Origin of the sequence: Mycobacterium sp. pUA109 (assembly GCF_041287095.1) — a bacterium.
In the GTDB taxonomy this organism is placed as follows: Bacteria; Actinomycetota; Actinomycetes; order Mycobacteriales; family Mycobacteriaceae; genus Mycobacterium.
This window is the reverse complement of the sequence record NZ_JBGGKS010000037.1, coordinates 1-20,207: the sequence shown is the minus strand read 5'-3', so window position 1 is coordinate 20,207 and position 20,207 is coordinate 1. Positions and strand designations below refer to the sequence as shown.

Annotated in this window: 9 protein-coding genes; 7 read left to right on the top strand and 2 right to left on the bottom strand. The window is 73.1% G+C overall.

Annotated features, from left to right (window positions below):
- Positions 1 to 58 precede the first annotated feature (58 nt).
- On the bottom strand, positions 59 to 760 hold the full coding sequence (locus ACAG26_RS26925; RefSeq protein ID WP_370486140.1) for a hypothetical protein: 702 nt from the start codon (positions 758 to 760) through the stop codon (positions 59 to 61).
- A 148-nt stretch (positions 761 to 908) separates the two neighbouring features.
- Positions 909 to 2,312, bottom strand: a complete 1,404-nt coding sequence (locus ACAG26_RS26920; RefSeq protein ID WP_370486139.1) for a PPE family protein — start codon at positions 2,310 to 2,312, stop codon at positions 909 to 911.
- Positions 2,313 to 2,662: 350 nt separating this feature from the next.
- Here ACAG26_RS26920 and ACAG26_RS26915 point away from each other — a divergent pair, with 350 nt between their 5' ends.
- From ACAG26_RS26915 to ACAG26_RS26885, 7 genes are read left to right on the top strand one after another with little or no spacing between them, the layout of a single operon-like run.
- Positions 2,663 to 3,421, top strand: coding sequence for a thioesterase II family protein (locus ACAG26_RS26915; RefSeq protein WP_370486138.1), 759 nt, complete (start codon positions 2,663 to 2,665; stop codon positions 3,419 to 3,421).
- Positions 3,411 to 4,727 (top strand): polyketide synthase, encoded by a 1,317-nt coding sequence (locus ACAG26_RS26910; RefSeq protein ID WP_370486137.1) that lies wholly within the window; start codon positions 3,411 to 3,413, stop codon positions 4,725 to 4,727. The genes ACAG26_RS26915 and ACAG26_RS26910 overlap by 11 nt, the downstream gene beginning before the upstream one ends.
- Positions 4,727 to 7,714 carry a mycobactin polyketide synthase MbtD gene (mbtD, locus tag ACAG26_RS26905; RefSeq protein ID WP_370486136.1) on the top strand — a complete coding sequence of 996 codons (2,988 nt, stop codon included), beginning with the start codon at positions 4,727 to 4,729 and terminating at the stop codon, positions 7,712 to 7,714. Before ACAG26_RS26910 ends, mbtD begins: the two co-directional genes overlap by 1 nt.
- Positions 7,707 to 14,189 carry an amino acid adenylation domain-containing protein gene (locus ACAG26_RS26900; RefSeq protein ID WP_370486135.1) on the top strand — a complete coding sequence of 2,161 codons (6,483 nt, stop codon included), beginning with the start codon at positions 7,707 to 7,709 and terminating at the stop codon, positions 14,187 to 14,189. The genes mbtD and ACAG26_RS26900 overlap by 8 nt, the downstream gene beginning before the upstream one ends.
- Positions 14,190 to 14,227: 38 nt before the next feature.
- Positions 14,228 to 18,565 carry an amino acid adenylation domain-containing protein gene (locus tag ACAG26_RS26895; protein WP_370486150.1) on the top strand — a complete coding sequence of 1,446 codons (4,338 nt, stop codon included), beginning with the start codon at positions 14,228 to 14,230 and terminating at the stop codon, positions 18,563 to 18,565.
- Positions 18,562 to 19,911: an NADPH-dependent L-lysine N(6)-monooxygenase MbtG gene (gene mbtG / locus ACAG26_RS26890; protein ID WP_370486134.1), complete on the top strand. Its 1,350-nt coding sequence runs from the start codon at positions 18,562 to 18,564 to the stop codon at positions 19,909 to 19,911. The genes ACAG26_RS26895 and mbtG overlap by 4 nt, the downstream gene beginning before the upstream one ends.
- Positions 19,908 to 20,117 (top strand): MbtH family protein, encoded by a 210-nt coding sequence (locus ACAG26_RS26885; protein ID WP_370486133.1) that lies wholly within the window; start codon positions 19,908 to 19,910, stop codon positions 20,115 to 20,117. Before mbtG ends, ACAG26_RS26885 begins: the two co-directional genes overlap by 4 nt.
- Positions 20,118 to 20,207: the final 90 nt, after the last annotated feature.

Below are 20,207 nucleotides of genomic sequence, written 5' to 3'. Positions count from 1 at the left end.
ATCGCGGGGCGCAGCGGAACCGATTGCCCCCGGCGGCGCGGCCGGGGCGGCCGGGGCCTTAGAAGAGGGCACCGAAATCAAAGAGGCTCAGCAGGCCACCCAGGTCGGTGAGGTTCATCAGGTCCGCGGCGGTCGCCGACACCGCGTCGGGCAGCGGATCAAGATTGGGCAGACTGCCCCCGAGTGCAGCAAGCGCGTCTTCCAGCGTGGTGTCCAGCGAAATGATGGGCTCATAGATCGCGTTGTTGATCGCGGTGATGTCGGCGGCGGGAACCCCAAGCGCCTCCGCCAACCCGGTCAGGTTGGTGTCGATCAAGACCACCGGGCCCTGCAGGGTGTCGATGGGAACCGGAGCCAGGATGGCGCCGGCTTCGCCGAAGTCGCCGTGGCTCAAATACTCGGTCGAGTAGATCAGGGCCTCCAAATCTTCCCGGATCAGGTTACCGGGCGCTTCCACGTCGTAGACCAAGGCATCGGCCGGGGTCGCGGGCGGAACGCCCGAAGCGGGAAGGGTGCCGCCGAGGACCTGTTCGACGTGCGCGTTGAAGGCCAAATCGTCGGCGCGGAAGGTTTGGAACCACTCGTTGACGGGGTTGGTGGGTTCGGGGTCGACGGCTGCGGATGCGGCGGCGAGGATGAGGTCCACCGACGCGGCCGGGGCCGGCATCCACACCGGCGAGGCGATACCGATCGCGAGCGCCGCGGCCGCCACAACGGCGGCCGGCCGGGTCCCGCCGACCCTGTGGTCCAGAGTTGTCATGGCTGCTCCCATCCGACGCCGAATCTGCGTACCCGCGGCGGCCTGCCGTCCCCGGCGGCTGTGGCCCGGCTCATACAAACATAAAAACCAGCCAACAGATTCTCAGATACGGAGATTTACACAGATTTAATCCGTATTTGCGGTTCCATCATCCGTCCGGTTCGGGGTCCCAGCTGCCGGGCACCATCGGCACGGTGGGGTCACCGTCGAGCGTGTCGCCGGTCAGGGTGGCCAGCCCCCGGGTGTGGCGGGCGCGGCGGGCGGTCCCGGCAAAGCCCATCGGGCCCGCGCCGCGGTCCGACGCGGTGGTCGAGGTGACCGGATCACCCGCGGCGGCATCTGGATCGAGGTCCAGGTATTCGTCGGCGTAGTCCTGCATCGCCAGCCGCCGACGCCGCCGGGCGCGCGCCGGCTCTCGGGTCACCGCGGTCGCCGCGGCGGCGGCCGGCACCGGCGTGGCGGGGGCGTTGCCGTCACCGCGGTCGGTCAGCGGGGGGCCACCGGTCGGGTCGGGCGCGGTGCCGCCGACCAGATAACCGCCGACCCCCTCGCTGCCGGTGGTCAGCGGGTGCGCCGGTGTGGTGGCCGCAGCGCCGGCTCCCGGGGTCGACGCGGGCGTCCCGGGGCCCGGGATCGGTGCGGCGGCCCCCGGCATCGGTTCGGGCCGCGTCGCAGCCGCCGCGGGGGTGGCCGGGACGGGCGCACCGGGCTCGGCGGCGGTGATGTCCGGCGGCGAGGTTTGACCGGCCTGCTCGGCGAGCAGGTTGAGACCCAGCCCGATGGCGATGGGCAGCGCGAGCGCCGCGGCCGGGCCCAGATAAAACGGCAGCGGCCAAGGGATCACGTTGTAGCCGATGGCGAACAGCAGCGGACCCCAAGTCGTCAGCGCCGCAGCCGGATTGGTGGCGAACGCGCTGAGTATCTTTTGCAGGGTCCCGACCGGATTCTGGAAGAATTGCAGCAGCTGCTGATAGATGCTGGTGGAATCGGACGGCGAGGACCCCGCAGTGTCGGATTTCAGCACGGTGGGCGCCGGGGCGCTGCGCGGCACCGTGGCCACCGCCGCGTCGGCGACGTCTTGATAGCCGCTCATCGTGGCAGCGGCCTGGGCCCACATCCGCGCATAGTCGGCCTCGTTGACGGCGATCGGGATGGTGTTGATCCCGAAGAAGTTCGTGGCCACCAGCACGCCATGGGTGACGTGGTTGGCGGCCAACTCGGCCAGGGTCGGCATGGCGGCCAGCGCGCTGCTGTAGGCGGCGGCCGCGACCTCGTGCTGGGCGGCCACCGCGGCGCTGGTGGCGCTGGTCTGTGTCAGCCACGCCAGATACGGCAGGTGTGCGGCCACGTACTCCTCGGCGCTCGGGCCCTCCCAGGACCCGGCCTGCACCGCCGCCAGCAGCGCGGTGAGTTCCTCGGCGGTGGCGCTGTATTCGGTGCTCAGCGCGGTCCACGCCCCGGCGGCCGCCAGCAGCGGGCCCGGCCCGGGGCCGCTGCTCAGCAACGCCGAATGCACCTCGGGGGGCAAGGCAATCCAGATCGGAGCGGGCATAGGTCCTCCCTCACCGGCGGTCGGTGGTCGCGACCGGGGTCGCGGCGCTCGGACCGGACGAGCGCCGATCCTCCCCGTTCCGCCATAAAACCGCAACTGCGGATTTAAACCGGTAATTTTCCCGTATCTGCGTTAGGGTGGCCACGGGAGAAGAGGGTTGAACAGGGTCGTTCGGCTTCGCCGGTTTCCGCGGCGGTAGGCCGGGCCCTGTTGGGTAGGCGTGTCGTCGATGCCGCCGGTAGGGTAGCCTCCACAAAAGTTAGGGCAGCCTTTACTAATTTACGGAGGGGTGTTGTGAGTCGTGCCGCCGCGCGTTCGGAGTCCGAGATCGCCACGCCGGCATCGGTACGATGACCACGTTGACGGCGGCCACCGGATTCCCGGCGTGGATCAAGCACGTCCCGGACTCGGGTGAGCGGCGGCGCTGCGGCGCCACGGTGATCTTCCCGCACGCCGGCGGAACCGCGGCCAGCTACCGGGGGTTGGCGGCGGCGTTGGCCGCCGGCGGCGACGCCTTCATCGTGCAGTATCCGCAGCGCGCCGAGCGCTTCGCCGACCCGGCCGCCGCCACGCTGCCGGAGCTGGCCCGGGATTTGTTCGACGCCGGCGACTGGGACGCGGTCGGCCCGCTGCGGTTGTTCGGGCACAGCATGGGTTCGCTGGTCGCCTTCGAGTTCGCCCGGACCGCCGAACGGCGCGGCGCGGCCGTGCGCAAGCTGTGGGTGTCGGCCGGGCCGGCGCCGGGCACGGTCGCCGGGCTGCCGACGTTGCCGACCGACGACGCCGGCCTGCGCGCCGACATGGCCGACCTGGGCGGCACCGACCCCCGGCTGCTGGCCGACGAGGAGTTCGCCGAGTTGCTGACGGTCGCGGTGCGCGGCGACTACCACGCGCTCAACCGCTACCGCTGCGGCCCCGACGTGGCGATCCGCGCCGACATCCACGCCGTCGGGGGCCGCACCGACCACCGGGTCGACGCCGAATCGCTGCGCCGCTGGGCGCGCCACACCACCGGCGCCTTCGGGTTGTCGTTCTACGACGGCGGCCACTTCTACCTCAACGAGCACATCGAGGCGGTCGCCGCCCAGGTCAATGCCGATGTCCGATAACCGGATTCCCGCCGAGGCCGACCCGGTGGTCATCGTCGGCATGGCGCTTGAGGCACCCGGGGAGGTGGACAGCGCCGAGGACTACTGGGCGCTGCTGTCGCAGCAACGCGAAGCGCTCAGCCCGTTTCCCACCGATCGGGGCTGGCCGATCCGCGACCTGCTGGCCGGCTCACGCCGCGACGGCTTCAAGCGGATCCACGACTCCGGCGGCTTCCTGTCCGGGGCAGCCGCATTCGACCCCGGATTTTTCGGCATCTCGCCGCGGGAAGCCACCGCGATGGACCCGCAGCAGCGGGTCACCCTGCGGGTGTCGTGGCGGGCGCTGGAGAACAGCGGCATCAACCCCGACGACCTGGCCGGCCACGAGGTGGGCTGCTATGTCGGCGCCTCGGTGACCGGATACGGGCCCGAGATGGCCGAATTCTCCGGCCACAGCGGACACCTGATCACCGGCACCGCGCTCGGGGTGATCTCCGGGCGGGTCGCCTACACGCTGGGCCTGGCCGGTCCCGCGCTGACCGTGGACGCCTCCTGCGCGTCGGCGCTGGCCGCGTTCCACGTCGCCGTGCAGTCGGTGCGCGCCGGCGACTGCGACCTGGCCCTGGCCGGCGGGGTCTGCGTGATGGGCTCGCCGGGGTTCTTCGTGGAATTCTCCAAACAGCACGCCCTGTCCGACGACGGCCGCTGCCGGCCCTACAGCGCACAGGCCAGCGGCACGGTGTGGGCCGAAGGTGCGGCGATGTTTGTGCTGCAACGCAAGTCGGCCGCGCTGCGGGACCGTCGGCGCATCCTCGCCGAAATCCGGGCCAGCGCGGTCAACCAGGACGGCCGCAGCGCCGGCCTGACCGCACCCAGCGGCGCCGCCCAGACCCGGCTGTTCCAACGCGCCATCGACCAGGCCGGGCTGCGGCCCGGGCAGGTGGCGATGGTCGAAGGGCACGGCACCGGCACCCGGCTCGGCGACCGCACCGAGTTGCAGTCCCTGGCCGCCACCTACGGCGACACCGCGCCCGGGGGCGGCGCGCTGCTGGGGTCGGTGAAATCCAATGTGGGACACGCCCAGGCCGCCGCCGGGGCGCTCGGGCTGGCCAAGGTGTTGGTCTCCGCCGAGCACGCCGCCATCCCGCCCACCCTGCACGCGGAGCAGGCCAGCCGCGAAATCGATTGGGACAGCCAGGGGTTGCGGCTGGCCCAGCGGCTGACCCCGTGGCCGGCGGTGAACGGGCAGCGGATCGCGGCGGTGTCCGCGTTCGGTATGAGCGGCACCAACGCCCACCTGATCGTGTCCATCCCGGAGGTCGTCTGATGCCAGGCCACGCACTGCCCGACGGCCGGATCCCGGTGCTGCTCACCGCGCATGAGGAGGACCTGATCGGTCACGACGCCGCGGCGATCCGGGACTATCTGGGCCGGGCGCCGCAGCCGGTCACCCCGGCCGCGGTGGCCGCCACCCTGCTGCGGACCCGACGGGTGCGCCGGCACCGGGCGGTGGTGCGCGCGGCCGACGACGCCGAACTCGCCGCCGGGCTGGCCGCGCTGGCCGACGGCGACGAGCACCCGCTGGTGGCCCGGTCCTCGGCCACCGCGGCGCCGCGCACCGCGTTCGTGTTTCCCGGCCAAGGCAACCAGTGGCCGGCGATGGGTGCCGAGGCCTACCAACGGATCCCGGTCTATCGGGCCGAGGCCGACCGCTGCGCGGCGGCGTTCGACGCGGCCGGCATCCCGTCGCCGCTGCCGTACCTGGTCAACGAGCAGCCGCCGGAGGTCTCCCAGCTGCACCTGCAGGGCGCCCAGTTCACCCACGCCGTCGCGATGGCGCAGCTGTGGCGGTCCTGCGGTGTGCTGCCCGACCTCACCGTGGGGCACAGCCTGGGGGAGGTGGCGGCGGCCTACGCGGCCGGCGCGATCACCCTGGGCGACGCGGTCGCCGTGGTCGCCGCCCGCGCCACCGTGGTGGACACGTTGCCGGGACAGTACGGCATGGCGGTGCTGGGCGTCGGGCTGGGCGACGCCGAGCGGCTCGCCGCGGAAACCACCGGCTGGCTGGAGGTCTCGGTGGTCAACGCCCCGTCGTCGACGGTGCTGTCCGGGGACCGCGACGCGGTGGCCGCCGTGGTGCGGCTGGCCGAACAGCGCGGCGTGTTCGTCCGCGAGATCGCCGTGGACTTCCCCGCCCACACCAGCGCGCTGGAAACGCTGCGCCCCACCTTGGCGCGGCTGCTGCCGACGTCGGCGTTCCTGGACACCCCGGTGGAGTTCATCGGCGCCGCCACCGGCGCCGTCGTGCCCGCCGGCACCGGCTTCACCGACTACTGGTACCACAACCTGCGCAACACCGTCCGATTCGACCGCGCCGTGCAGGCCGCCACCCAGCGCGGCATCGGCGCCTTCATCGAACTGTCCGCGCACCCGTCGCTGCACTACGCGCTGTCCGACCTCGTCGACCCGGACAGCGGGGCACTGATTTTGGGCTCCGGGCGCCGCGACCAGCCGGTCGTCGACGAGGTCTCGGCCAATATCGCCGCCGCCGCGCTCGCCGACCCCGGCTACCGGTGGGCCGACGTGACCGGGGTGACCCAGCACCGGCCGCTGCCCGGATTCCCCAACGCGCCGATGCGGGCGCTGCACCTGTGGGCGACACCGGAACCGCTGGCCGACGACACCCCGGCCGGCCCCGTCCTGCGCACCCTCACCGAGGCGTGGCAGCCCGCCGCGCCGTCGGTCGATAACGCCGAAACCCGGTGCGGGATCGCGGTGGTGGGCCCCGACACCGCCGCGGCGCAGCGGCTGCGGCGGGCCATCGCCGAACACCCGCACGCCCAGCCGGCCCCGCCGGAGCAGGCCGAGGTGGTGGTGGTGGTCGCGTCGGCGGTGTCGCAGGACGACGCGCGCGCCGCCGCCGCGGAGCTCAGCGACCAGCCGGGCGCGGGCCTGCCCGACTACCACAGCCTGATCGGGCCCGCATGCCGCAGCGTGTGGCTGCTCACCGCCAGCGGTGAACGGATCGGCCGCGAGGATGCGCCGGCGCTACCGGGGCAGGCCGCCCTGGCGGCGATGCACCGCTGCGTGGGCTTCGAATTCGCCGATCAGGCGTTCGGGCACCTGGACCTGCCGGGCGGGCAGATCGACGAGGCGACCGTCCGGGCCTGCGTGCCGGTGCTGCTCGGCGAGGTCGGTGAGGTGGCGTTGCGCGACGCGGTCCGCTACACCCGGATCCTGCGTGAGACCCCCGACCCGCGGCCGGCCCGCCCGCTGGACGCCGCCGCGCTGGACACCGTGGTGATCACCGGTGGGGGCGGCGCGATCGGCCTGCGCTACGCCCGGCACTGCGTCACCCACGGCGCCCGCCGGGTGATCCTGTTGAGCCGCAGCGGGGTTGACCCCGCCGTGCTGGCCGGGCTGGCCGACGGCCACCGGGTCGAGGTGTGCGCCCCGGCCTGCGACATCACCGACCCCGACGCGGTGGCGGCGGTGGCCGCCGCGCACGCCGGTGCCGGCGCCTCGCTGCTGATCCACGCCGCCGGGGTGGCCCGGTTCGGCCCGCACCAGCGGCTGACCGCGGCCGACCGGGCGGCGGTGTTCGGGGCGAAAGTCGCTGGGCTGGCCCAAATCACCGACATCTGGCCGCTGCGCGACGACGCGCGGATCCTGGTGTGCTCGTCGATCTCGGGGGTGTGGGGCGGGCACGGGCACGGCGCCTACGCGGCCGCCAACCGGATGCTCGACGTGCTCACCGACCGGCTGCGGGACCGCGGACTCGATGCCACCGCGGTGCGCTGGGGGCTGTGGCAGGACGCCGGCATCGTCGACGCCGCCGAGATCACCCGCATCGAGCGGTCCGGCCTGCTGGCGATGGACCCCGACGAGGCGCTGCTGGCCAGCCTGCGCCGCCACGACGGCGACCCGCTGATCCTGGCCGCCGACCTGGACCGGCTGCGGGTGTTCTTCGACAGCCAGGGCAGCCCGCTGCCGCTGGCCGCCGCCGAAAACCCGCCCGCCGCGGCGCAAACCGAACAGGTGCCGGTCGCCGACGCGGTGCGTGCCGCGTTGGCGGCGGCGTTGAGCCTGCCGGGGCCGGCCGCGGTGGACCTCAACGCCGCGCTGATCGACCTCGGGGTGGACTCGCTGCTGGCGCTGGATCTGCGCAAACGGCTGCGCCGCGGCACCGGCCGCTCGGTGCCGCTGGCCAGCCTGCTCGGCGGCATCACCGGCAGCCAACTGATCGATGCCCTGCAGCCCGCCGAATCCGAGACCCATCGGCCCGCAGAAAGATTGGAATCCACGCGTGACTGACACCACCCTCGACGAACAGCGCCTGGAGCTGCTGCGCCGCCGGCTGGCCGCCCAAGGCCTGTCGCGTACCGCGGCCGCAGCCGACGACGCCCCCGCCGAGTTGTCCGACGGGCAGCGCCGGATGTGGTTCGTGCAGTCACTGGACCCGACCAGCGCGCTGCTCAACGTGTGCGTGTCCTACCGGATCACCGGTGCGGTCGACGTGACCCGGCTGCACCGGGCGGTGGACGCGGTGGCGGTGCGGCACCCGGTGCTGCGCACCACCTTTCACACCGACACCGACGGCGACCCGCAGCAGCGGGTGCACGACGAGCTGCGGCCGGGCTGGGCCGACCACGACCTGTCCGGGCTGGCCGAGCAGGCCCGCCGGCTGCGGCTGGAAGTGCTGGCGCAGCGGGAGTTCTGCCGGCCGTTCGACCTGACCACCGAGTCGCCGCTGCGGATCACCGCCGTGCGCGTCGGCCCCGACCAGCTGGTGCTGCTGCTCACCGCGCATCACATCGCCTGGGATGACGGCTCCTGGGCGGTGTTCTTTTCCGACCTGACCCGGGCCTACACCGACCCCGACGCGCTGGGCGGTCCCGGCCCGCGGACCGCGTCGGTGCGGCCGGCCGCCGCCGTCGTCGACGACGACCTGGGCTATTGGCGCACCGTGCTGGCCGATCCGCCCGAGCCGCTGGAACTGCCCGGCCCCAACGGGTCGGCGGTGCCGAGCAGCTGGCGGTCGCAACGCGTCACCGTGCAGCTGGCCCCGTCGACCGTGCAGGCGGCCGGCGCGCTGGCCCGCGACACCGGCGCCACCCCGTACATGGTGCTGCTGGCCGGCTTCGCCGCGCTGATCCACCGCTACACCCACGCCGGCGACTTCCTGGTGGCGGCCCCGGTGCTCAACCGCGGCGCGGGAACCGAGCAGGCGATCGGCTACTACGGCAACACCGTGGCGCTGCGGTTGCGGCCGCGGCCGCGGCAAACGTTTCGGGAGCTGGTGGCCGAGGCCCGCGACACCGCGGTCGGCGCGTTCGCCCACCAGCGGGTCAACGTGGATGCGGTGGTGCGCGCCTGGAACCCGGACCGCCGGCACGGCGTCGAACGGATGACCCGGGTCGGCTTCGGGCTGCGCGAACCCGACGGCGGCGGGTTCTGCCCGCCCGGGGTGCGCTGCGAACGCGACGAGCTGCGCGGCCAGTTCACCCAGCTGCCCCTGAGTTTCATGGTGGAGCCGGCCGACGACGGCGGCGCGCTGATCGAAGCCGAGTATTTGGTCGAGGTGCTGGACCGTCCGCTGGTGGCCCAGCTGCTCGGCCACTACGCCACCCTGCTGGACGCCGCCCTGGCCGACCCCGACACCGCCCTGGCGGTGCTGAGGATGCTCAGCGACGACGACGCGGACTGGTTGCGCCGGGTCTCGGCCGGCGAGGACTTCGACACCCCCGCCACCACGCTGCCCGCGCTGGTGCAGCGGCAGGTCGAGGCCACCCCGGACGCCGTCGCCGTCGTCTACGAGGGCCGCGCCTACAGCTACCGCGAACTCAACGCGGAAGCCAACCGGGTGGCGCACTGGCTGATCGCCGCGGGCCTGGGCGCCGAGGACCGTATCGCGGTGCTGCTCGACAAGTCCCCGGAACTGATCATCACCGCGTTGGGGATCCTCAAGGCCGGCGCGGTGTACCTGCCGGTCGACCCCACCTACCCGGAGGACCGCCGCGCGTTCATCCTCGACGACTCCGCCCCCAAACTCGTGCTGCGCGAACCGATTCCCGATCTGGTCGGGTTCGCCACCAGCAACCCCGACCCGGACCAGCTGGTGCGGCCGCTGCGCCCGGCCAACACCGCGTATTTGATCTACACCTCCGGGTCGACCGGGCTGCCCAAGGGGGTGCCGGTGCCGCACGCCCCGATCGCGGAATACTTCGTCTGGTTCGGCGGCGACTACGGCGTCGACGCCAACGATCGGCTGCTGCAGGTGGCCTCACCCAGCTTCGACGTGTCGATGGGGGAGATCTTCGGCACCCTGGCGTGCGGTGCGCGGCTGGTGATCCCGCGCCCCGACGGGCTGCGCGACATCGGCTATTTGACCGAGCTGCTGCACCGCGAAGGCATCACCGCGATGCATTTCGTGCCGTCGCTGCTCGGGCTGTTTTTGTCGCTGCCCGGGGTCAACCAGTGGCGCACCCTGCGTCGGGTGCCGATCGGTGGGGAGGCGCTGCCCGGCGAGATCGCCGACAAATTCCACGCCACCTTCGACGCGCTGCTGCACAACTTCTACGGGCCCACCGAAACCGTCGTCAACGCCACCCGGTACAAGGTGGAGGGCAAACAGGGCACCCGCATCGTGCCGATCGGGAAACCCAAGATCAACACCCAGGTGCATCTGCTGGACGACGCGCTGCAGCCGGTGCCGGTCGGGGTGATCGGCGAAATCTACATCGGCGGAACGCATGTGGCCCACGGCTATCACCGCCGGCCCGGGTTGACCGCGGAACGCTTCATCGCCGACCCGTTCACCCCCGGCGGGCGGCTGTACCGGTCCGGGGACCTGGCCCGGCGCAACGCCGACGGCGATATCGAGTTCGTCGGCCGCGCCGACGAGCAGGTCAAGATCCGCGGCTTCCGCATCGAGCTGGGCGAGGTCGCGGCGGCGATCTCGGTGGACCCCAGCGTCGGGCAGGCCGTGGTGGTGGCCGCCGACCTGCCGCAGCTGGGCAAAAGCCTGGTCGGCTACCTGACCCCGGCCGACGGCGCCGGCACCGACGCGGTGGACGTCGACCGGATCCGCGCCCGGGTGGCCGCCGCGCTGCCCGAGTACATGGTGCCGGCCGGCTACGTCGTCCTCGACGAGATCCCGATCACCGCGCACGGCAAGATCGATAAGGCCGCGCTGCCGCAGCCGCAGATCGCCGCCGGCGCCGCCTACCGCGAACCGGTCACCGCGACCGAGCGGCAACTGGCCGCGCTGTTCGCCGAGCTGCTCGGCCACCCCCGGGTGGGGGCCGACGACTCGTTCTTCGATCTGGGCGGGCACTCCCTGGTGGCCACCAAGCTGGTGGCCGCCGTGCGGGCGCAGTGCGGGGTGGACCTGGCCATCCGGGAGATCTTCGAGCTGGTCACGGTGGCCCGGGTGGCCGAGCGGATCGACCAACTCGCCGCCGGCGCCGGGCCGGCGGTGCGACCCAAGCTGATCGCGACCAGCCACGACGGGCCGCAGCCGCTGTCGGCGTCGCAGCTGCGCAGCTGGTTCGCCTACCGCATCGAGGGGCCCAGCCCGGTCAACAACATTCCGTTCGCGGCTCGGCTGACCGGACCGTGCGACGTCGACGCGCTGCTCGCCGCCGTCGACGACCTGATCGCCCGGCACGAGATCCTGCGCACCACCTACGTCGAGATCGACGGCGTCCCTTACCAAGTGGTCAACCCCGCCGGGCCGCTGCCGGTGCGGCGGGCCAGCGGCGAGGGCGACGCCTGGCTGCAGGGCCAACTGGACACCGAGCGGCGGCACTGCTTCGAACTGGACCGCGACTGGCCGATCCGGGTGGCGTTGCTGCACACCGGCGAGGCGCACGTGCTGTCGTTGATCGTGCACCACATCGCCGCCGACCACTGGTCGGCGGGGGTGCTGTTCACCGATCTGCTGACCGCCTACCGGGCCCGCTGCGGCGGGCAGCAGCCGTCCTGGGCGCCGCTGCCGGTGCAGTACGCCGACTACGCGGCCTGGCAGGGGGAGTTGCTGGCCGAAAGCCCGCAACCCGACCCGACCGAAGCGGCCAGCATCGTCGGTGACCAACGCGACTACTGGACCCGGCAGCTGGCCGGGCTGCCGGAGGACACCGGGCTGCGACCGGACTTTCCGCGGCCCGCGGTGCCCAGCGGCGACGGCGAATCCGTCGAATTCCGCATCGACGCCGGCACCCGGGACAAGCTGGCCGCGCTGAGCCGCGAGCTGGGCTGCACCGAATTCATGCTGCTGCAGGCCGCGGTCGCGGTGGTGCTGCACAAGGCCGGCGGCGGCGCCGACATCCCGCTGGGCACCCCGGTCGCCGGGCGCACCGAAACCGAACTGGACCGGCTGATCGGGTTCTTCGTCAACATCCTGGTGCTGCGCAATGACTTGGGCGGCAACCCGACCCTGCGGGAGGTGCTGCGTCGCGCCCGCGAAACCGCGCTGGCCGCCTACGCCCACCAAGACCTGCCGTTCGATCGGGTGGTCGACGCGGTCAACCCGGTCCGGTCGCTGTCCCGCAACCCGCTGTTCCAGGTGGTCGTGCACGTCCGCGATCACCTGCCGGCCGCCCAGGTGATCGACGCCGGCGGCGACGCGGGGCCGACCACCTTCGCCGCGTTGGAGCCGCCGTTCGACATCGCGCATGCCGACCTCAGCGTCAACTTCTTCGCCACCGACGCCGGGTACACCGGCCGGGTCATCTACCGCACCGAGCTGTACCGGCGGGCCACCATTAAACGGTTGACCGGCTGGCTGACCCGGGTGGTCGACCTGTTCGCCGACGACGCCGACGTGACGCTGCGCGACGTGCAGTTGACCGACGACATCGACCGGCAGCGCCTGCTGGCCTGGAGCCGAGGCCCGGTGCCGCCCGCGGATGCGCCGCGCACCATCGGCGCGCTGCTCGAACCCAGCCGGGCCTTCGGCGCCGACCGGATCGCGGTGCGCTGCGGTGACGAGCAGCTCGATTACCCGACGCTGCACCGTCGTTCGGACAACTTCGCGGTGCTGCTCGCCGAGCACGGGGTGGCGCCCGGGACGCTGGTCGGGTTGTCCACCCGCCGCGGCGTCGACCTGGTGGTGGCGCTGGTGGGGATCATGAAGGCCGGCGCCGGGTATTTCCCGCTGGACCCCGGCTACCCGACGGCGCGCAAACAGTTCATGCTCGACGACGTCGCGCCGCCGGTGGTGGTGGTCACCGCCGAGGCCGCCGCCACCATGCCGGAAACCCCTGGGGTGCACCTGCTTTCGCTGGACGACCCGCAGCTGCGGGCCGCGCTGGATGCCGAACCGCGGCCGGGTGTCGCCCTGCCGGCGCCGCACCCCGACGACCCGATGTACCTGGTGTTCACCTCCGGATCCACCGGAACCCCCAAGGGGGTGCTGGGCACCCACCGGGCGATGACGGCGCGGCTGGACTGGCAGCTGCGGAACTATCCGGTGCCGGGCAACGACATTCGGCTGGCGCAGGCATCGATGACGTTCCTGGAAGGCAGCATGGAGACGCTGGCCGGGCTGGCCGCCGGCGCCACCCTGATCCTGGCCGACGACGCCGAACACCGCGACGCCGACGCGTTGGCGGCGCTGCTGCAGGGCCACGGCGTGGCCCAGGTCACCGCGGTGGCCAGCCTGGTGTCCACCCTGGTCGACGCCCACCCCGACGTGGTGCGCTCACTGACCCGGCTGGTGTGCAGCGGTGAGCCGGTAAGCGTGTCCCTGCTGGAGCGGCTGGTGGCCGCCTGCGCGGCGGGCGACGGCCCGGAGCTGTTGAACAACTTCGGCGCCACCGAAACCTCCGGCGGGCTGGTCCGCGGGCCGCTGACCCCGCCGGTGCCGATCCTGGGCGCCCCCACCCCGGGCTCGCAGGTGTATCTGCTCGACGACGCACTGCAGCCGGTGCCGGTCGGCGTGGTCGGCGAACTGTATTACGCCGGTGACCAACTGGTCCGCGGCTACTGGAAGCGGCCCGGCCTGACCGCGTCCCGGTTCGTGCCCAACCCGTACGCCACCGAACCCGGGGCGCGGTTCTACCGCAGCGGGGACCGGGCCCGCTGGACCGAGGACGGCCGGCTGGAGTTCGTCGGCCGCACCGACCACCAGGTCAAGGTGCGCGGCTTCCGCGTCGAACTCGGTGAGGTCGAGGCCGCGCTCAAGGCGGTAGACGGGGTGGCGGCCGCCGCCGCCCGCGCCTGGGAGCTGCGCGGGGCCACCACGCTGGCCGGCTACGTGGTGGCCGCGGCGCCGCTGCCGGACGCCACCGCCAAGGCCGAGTTCGCCGCCACGGTGCGCGCCGCGGCGGCCTGCGCGCTGCCCGGGTACATGATGCCGTCGTCGCTGACCGTGCTGGACGCGATGCCGGTCACCGAATCCGGCAAGCTGAACCGGCCCGGGCTGCCGCAGCCGGCGGCGGCCACCACCGGCCAGACCGAGCCGCCGCGCGGCGAGACGGAACGGGCGTTGGCCGCGGTGTTCACCGACCTGCTGGGGGTCGCCGACGTCGGCCGGTTCGACGACTTCTTCGCCCTGGGCGGGGACAGCATCTCCTCGGTGCAGCTGGCCGCCCGGGCCCGCGACGCCGGGCTGGCGGTCAGCCCGCGGATGGTGTTCGAGCATCCCACCGTGCAGCAGCTGGCCGCCGCGCTGGACGCCGTCGACGGTGCCGAGGAGGTGGACGTTCGGCACGAGCCGATGAGCACGTCGGGGCTGTCGGCCGACGACCTGGCCGCGCTGCAGGTGTCCTGGCAAGGGGCGCCGTGACCCTCACCGGCGCCGAACCCGCCGCCATCGAGGATGTGATGGCGCTCAGCCCGCTGCAGCAGGGCCTGTTTTCGCTGACCACGCTGGCCGAGTCCGAGCCCGATGACGCCGACGGCCCGGTGCACGACCCGTACCTGATCGCGATGGCCGCCGACATCACCGGCGGCCTCGACGTGGCGCTGCTGCGGGACTGCGCCGCCGCGATGCTGGTGCGCCACCCCAACCTGCGGGCCAGTTTCGTGCACCGCGGGCTGCCGCACCCGGTGCAGATCGTGCCGTCCCGGGTGGAGCTGCCGTGGCGGCACGTCACCGCCGTCCCGGCCGAGGTGCCGGTCCTGGAGGACGACGAGCGGCGCCGGCCGTTCCAGCTGGACCGCACCCCGGCGCTGCGTTTTCTGCTCATCGAATTACCCGACGCCCGATGGCGGTTGGTGATCACCGCGCACCACATCGTCATCGACGGCTGGTCGCTGCCGGTGTTCGTCGGCGAGATGATCGCGCTGTATCGGGCCGGTGCCGACCTGGACGCGCTGCCCGCGCCGCCGCGGCCCTACCGCGACTACATCGGCTGGCTGTCCGGCCGGGACCACCAAGACAGCCAACGCGTTTGGCGTGACCACCTGGCCGGCCTGCCCGGCCCGACGCTGCTGTCCGGGGCGCTGGCCGCCCAGCCGCCGCAGCCGGGCCTGCCGCGGCGCACCGAACTGCGGCTGGACGCCGCCGCCACCGCCGCGCTGGCCGACGCCGCCCGCGCCCGCGGGGTCACCCTCAACACCGTGATGCAGGCGGCCTGGGCGGTGCTGCTGTCCCGGTTGACCGACCGCGACGACGTGGTGTTCGGGGTCACCGTCTCCGGGCGGCCCGCCGAACTGGCCGGGGTGGAAACCATGGTCGGGTTGTTCATCAACACCGTGCCGCTGCGGGTGCGGCTGGATGCGGCCGCCGCCGTCGGCACGCACTGCGTTGGACTGCAACGCGACGCCGCCCTACTGCGGGAGCACTGCTACCTGGGCCACGCCCAGCTGCGGGCGTTGGGCGGGGTCGGGGAGATGTTCGACACCCTGCTGGTCTACGAGAACTTCCCGCCCGGAGCCCTGGTCGGCGGCGGCGAATTCGCCGCCGGCGCGGCGACGTTCGCGCCCGCGGCGTTGGAGAGCCTGTCGCACTTCCCGGTCACCGTCGCCGCCCACCTCACCGACGGCGAACTGACCGTGCTGGTGGAAACCCTGGACGGTGCGCTGGGCGGCATGCCCGCGGCGACGCTGGGCCAGCGGGTGCTGGCCACCGCGCAGCGGCTGATCACGTTGTGGGAGCGGCCATTAGGCGAGGTCAGCATCCTGCTCGACGACGAGGCCGCACCGCTGCGCGACGTTGCGGCACCGGCACCGGCGCGTGGGGTGCACACCCGGTTCGCGGCGATCGCTGCGGACCGGCCCGACGAGACCGCGCTGAGCTGGGCGGGCGGCACGCTGAGCTACGCCGAGCTGGACACCGCCGCCGACCGGCTGGCCGCCGAGCTGGCTCGGCGCGGTGCGGGCGCCGAAACCCCGGTCGCCATCCGGCTTTCCCGCGACCCGCACTACGTGGTGGCGATGCTGGCGGTGCTCAAGGCCGGCGCGGTGTGCGTGCCGCTGGAACCCGGGATGCCCGAGGAACGGGTGGCGTCCATCCTGCGGCAAACCGGCGCGGCCCTGGTCGTCGACGAGGCCGTGGTGTCCGGGGCACCCCCGGCCACCGACTTCCGGCCGGTGCGGGTGCGCCCCGAGCAGGCCGCCTACGTCGTGTTCACCTCCGGGACCACCGGAGAACCCAAGGGTGTCATCGGCACGCACGCCGCGCTGGAGGCCTACGCCGACGATCACCGGCACCGGGTGCTGGCGCCGGCGGCCGCGCGGCTGGGGCGGCGGCTGCGGATCGCGCACGCCTGGTCGTTCGCGTTCGACGCCGCCTGGCAGCCGCTGGTCGCCCTGCTCGACGGCCACTGCGTGCACCTCGTCGACCAGCGGACCCAGCCCGACGCCGAAGCCCTGGTGGCCACCATCGCCGACCACGGCGTCGACATGATCGACACCACCCCGTCGATGTTCGCCCAGCTGCGCGCCTTCGGCTTGCTGGCCGGGCCGGCCGGGGTGCCGCTGGCGGTGCTGGCGTTGGGCGGCGAAGCGATCAGCCCGCCGCTGTGGGCGACGATCCGCGCCGAATGCGCCCGCACCGGCATGGCGGCGCACAACTGCTACGGCCCCACCGAGACCACGGTGGAGGCGGTGGTCGCCGATATCACCGCCCACGACGAACCGGCGATCGGGCGGCCGACCGCCCACAGCCGCGGCTACGTGCTGGACTCCGCGCTGCGCCCGGTGCCGCCCGGGGTGCCCGGCGAGCTGTACCTGGCCGGCGCGCAGCTCACCCGCGGCTATCTGGGCCGGGCCGCGGAGACCAGCGGCCGATTCGTCGCCGACCCGTTCGCCGCGGGGCAGCGGATGTACCGCACCGGGGACCTGGTGCGCCGCGCCCCGGACGGCGCGCTGCACTACCTGGGCCGCGCCGACAGCCAGGTCAAGATCCGCGGCTACCGGGTCGAACCCGACGAAATCGCCGCCGCGCTGCAGGCGCATCCGGCGGTGCGGCAGGCCCGGGTGCTGGTCCGCGACCACCGCGGCGGCGCCCGGCTGACCGCCTACGTCGCCACCGGGCAGCCGGTGGCCACCAGCGCGCTGCGCGGGCTGCTCGGTGCCCGGCTGCCGCGCTACATGATCCCGCAGCGCATCATCGTCGTCGACGCGATCCCGTTGACCAGCAACGGAAAACTCGACGAAACTGCGCTGGCCGCGCTGGACGCGGCGGCCACCGAACCCGCGACCGGACCCGAGACGGCCACCGAAACCGCGTTGTGCGAGCTGCTGACCGAGATCCTGGGCCACCCCCAGATCGACGTGACCGCCGACTTCGTCCAGTTGGGTCTGGACAGCATCGTGGCGCTGACCGTGGTGCAGGCGGCCCGGCGCCGCGGCATTGGACTGCGCGCCCGGCTGATCCTGGAATGCGGCACCATCCGCGAACTCGCCGCCGCCATCGACGCCGACACCGCCGCCGCGGAGCGGGTCACCGAGGACCCCGACGCGCCGATCCCGCTGCTGCCCAACGCGCACTGGCTCTACGAACACGGCCAAGCCCGCCGGCTGGCGCAGACCGAAGCCCTGCGGCTGCCCGAGGGCGTCACCGAGGCCGCGCTGCGGGCCGCGCTGGCGGCCGTCGTCGACGGGCACCCGGTGCTGCGCACCCGGCTGGACCGGGCCGGCATGACCCTGCGGCCGACACCCCGCGTCGAGGTGCTCACCGAGATCGTCGACGTGTCCGGCGATTTGGCGGCCGCGGTCACCGAGCACACCCCGCGGATCCTGGACCGGCTGAACCCCGAAGCCGGGGTGCTGCTGGCCGGGGTGTGGCTGCGCCCGCCGACCGGGCAAACCGTGCTGCTGCTGGCCGCGCACGTGCTGGCGATGGACCCGGCGTCGTGGCTGGTGGTGCTTGGCGAACTGGACGCCGCGCTGGCCGGCGCCGCACCGGTGGTCGAGCACACCAGCTATCGGCGCTGGGCGCAGGCGCTGACCGAGCGCGCCCACGGCTTGGACACCGTCGGGTACTGGGCGGCCCAACTCGACGGCGACGACCCCGATCTGGGGGCGCGGCGGGTCGACCCGGACCGTGACCGGGCCGGTGATCTGGTGGTGTCCACCGTGTTCGCCGACGCCGAGGTCACCGCCCGGCTGCTGGGCAGCGGGCTGCCGGTGCCCGATCAGCTGGTCGCCGCAGCCGCGCGGACGGTGACCCGGTGGCGGCAGACCCGCGGGCTGCCCACCCCGGCGCCGTTGCTGGCGTTGGAAACCCACGGCCGCGTCGACGCCCTGGTCGACGAGCGGTCCCTGGACACCGCCGACACGGTGGGCCTGCTGACCGCGATGTATCCGCTGCGGGTGCCCGCCGCCGACCCGCGCCGGGTCGCCGAACAGCTGGCCGCCATCCCCGGCGACGGCGTCGACTTCGGGCTGCTGCGGTACCTGCGGGCCGACACCGGGCGGCGGCTCAGCGCCTTTCGCGGGCCGCAGCTGCTGCTGAACTACCTGGGCCGCGGCGATTTGGCCGGGTCGGCGAGCGGGGTGCGGCCCGACCGCGCGCTGCTGGCCGGGGCGTCCCCGCTGCCGGAGCCCGAACTGGCGGTGCGCCACGAGCTGAGCATCATCGCCGCGGTGCTGCCGGTCGGGGACCGGCCGCTGCTGATGACGCAGTGGCGGGCGCTGCCCGACATCCTCAGCGCCGCCGAGATCGCCGCGCTACAAACACTGTTCGACGAAGCCCTGCGGGAGGTGCTGTCATGACGACGCTTGCGGTGCTCGGTGCCGGCGTCAAGGCGGTCGCGGTGGCCGCCAAGGCCGCGGCGCTGCGCGACATGGGCGTTGACGCGCCCGAGGTGATCGCCGTCGAACGCACCGAGATCGCCGCCAACTGGCGCCCTGCCGGCGGCTGGACCGACGGCGCCCACCGGTTGGGCACCAGCCCGGAAAAGGATGTCGGCTTCCCGTACCGGTCGGCGCTGGTGCCCGGCCGCAACGCCGAACTCGACGAGCGGATGACCGCCTATTCCTGGCAGTCGTACCTGATCGCCACCGGCCAGTTCGCGGAGTGGATCGACCGCGGCCGGCCGGCGCCCACCCACCAGCGGTGGAGCGCCTACCTGCGCTGGGTCGCCGACGCTGTCGCCATGACCGTCGTCTACGGCGAGGTGGACCGGCTCGCGGTGGACGGGGAGCAGTGGGCGCTGCACACCCGGGAGGCCACCGTGGCGGCCGACGCGGTGATGATCACCGGACCGGGTCAGGCCGAAAAATCGATCCTGCCGGGCAACCCGCGGGTGCTGTCGATCGCGCAGTTCTGGCATCGCGCCGCCGGGCACGACCGGATCTGCGCGGACCGGGTGGCGGTTATCGGCGGCGGCGAGACCGCCGCGTCGATCCTCAACGAACTGTTCCGGCACCGGGTGTCGACCATCACGGTGATCTCCCCGCAGGTCACTCTGTTCACCCGCGGCGAGGGCTTCTTCGAGAACACGCTGTTTTCCGACCCCACCGACTGGTCGGCGCTGACCCCCGACGAGCGCCGCGACGCGTTGGCCCGCACCGACCGCGGGGTGTTCTCCGCCCGGGTGCAAGACGCGCTGCTGGCCGACGACCGGATCCGGCACCTGCGCGGCCGGGTTGCCCACGCCGTCGGGCGCGACGAGCGGATCCGGTTGACGCTGAGCACCAACCGGGGCGGCGAGAACTTCGAAACCGTGCACGGTTTCGACCTGGTGATCGACGGCTCGGGCGCCGACGCGCTGTGGTTCGTGGACCTGTTCAGCCAGGAGGCGCTGGATCTGCTGGAACTCGGGCTGGGCGGGCCGCTGACCGGCGACCGGCTGGCCGAGGCGATCGGGCACGACCTGGCCGTCGCCGACGTCGCGCCGAAGCTGTTCCTGCCCAACCTGGCCGGGCTCACCCAGGGGCCGGGTTTTCCCAACCTGAGCTGCCTGGGCCTGCTGTCCGACCGGGTGCTGGGCGCGCACCTTCCGCTCGCGAGCAGACACAAAAGCACCCAATTCGACACCCCAAATGGGGCTTTTGCTGGGGGCACCTCCCGCTTGCGGGGGACTGCTCGCGGCCCCTTCGACGAGGAGAACCGATGAGCACCAACCCGTTCGACGACGACAACGGCACCTTCTACGTGCTGGTCAACGACGAAGAGCAGCACAGCCTGTGGCCGACGTTGGCCGCCATCCCCGCCGGGTGGCGGCAGGTGTTCGGCGAGGGGAGCCGCGCGGACTGCCTGGCCTACGTCGAAGAGCACTGGACCGACCTGCGCCCCAAAAGCCTCCGCGACGCCATGAGCTGATCGCGCCAGCTCCGCGAGCGTGCGTGTCCGTGCGTCCTGAACGTGGAAGGGAGCTCGATGTAGGTAGAGCTTTCTGATGCGGTGTTGTGC